We start from the raw sequence: 946 nt of genomic DNA on the forward strand, positions 1-946 counted from the left end.
CCCGCGCAGCGGGTTCGTTCTCCCCCCCCCCAAATCTGCCTGTCGGCTTCACCAATTCAGCAGACAGGCAGTGCTCGGTGCTGTCACATTAACTCTGACCTGTGATAGTCTCCGCTGATGAGCGCTGGATCTATGAGCTACAAACGACATCGTTTTCCGAGTGAGCTGATCGCGCATGCGGTATGGCTGTATTTCCGGTTTCCCCTGAGCTTTCGTCTGATTGAGGAGATGCTGCTCGAACGCGGAATTGTCGTGTCGTATGAGACGATCCGCCGGTGGAGCCTAAAATTTGGAGTGACCTTTGCCCGCTCGCTGCGCCGCAAGGCCGCCAGACCCGGGGATATCTGGCATCTCGACGAGGTCCGGGTCGTGATCCATGGCCGGCCACACTGGCTGTGGCGCGCCGTCGATCAGGACGGTTACGTTCTCGACGAAATCCTGCAGACCCGAAGGAACACCAAAGCCGCAAGGCGATTGCTGACGCGGCTGCTGAAAAAGCAGGGTAGCCGGCCCGCGCGCTTGGTCACCGACAAGCTGGGCTCTTACGGGGCGGCCAGACGTAAACTGAGGCTCACGGTCCGGCATCTATCCCACAAGGGCCTGAACAACAGGGCGGAGAACAGCCATCTGCCACTGCGAAAACGCGAACGGGTCATGCAGAAATTCCGCTCACCTGGGGGATGCCAGCGCTTCGTCTTCGTTTTCTCCGCCGTCCGCAACCTCTTCGTCCCGCCCCACTCCATCGACAATGCCCTCTCCCGGCACATTCATCGGATCAGGGCTTTCGTCCAGTGGAACAACGCTACCGCGCTTACCGCCTGAATGCGTCAACACCGAGAGAAGCTCAACAAACCAAAGTTAATGTGACAGGATCGACAATGCCCTCTCCCGGCACATTCATCGGATCACGGCTTTCATCCAGTGGAACAACGCTACCGCGCTTACC

1 protein-coding gene is annotated in these 946 nt (G+C 58.9%); it reads left to right on the forward strand.

The window, feature by feature from the left end; genetic code table 11:
* Positions 1 to 117 precede the first annotated feature (117 nt).
* Entirely contained in the window at positions 118 to 822 is a 705-nt protein-coding gene (locus AD944_RS00215) for an IS6 family transposase (RefSeq protein ID WP_045543143.1), read from the forward strand.
* Positions 823 to 946 lie beyond the last annotated feature (124 nt).

The organism is Acetobacter tropicalis, from assembly GCF_001580915.1.
Classification (GTDB): domain Bacteria; phylum Pseudomonadota; class Alphaproteobacteria; order Acetobacterales; family Acetobacteraceae; genus Acetobacter; species Acetobacter tropicalis.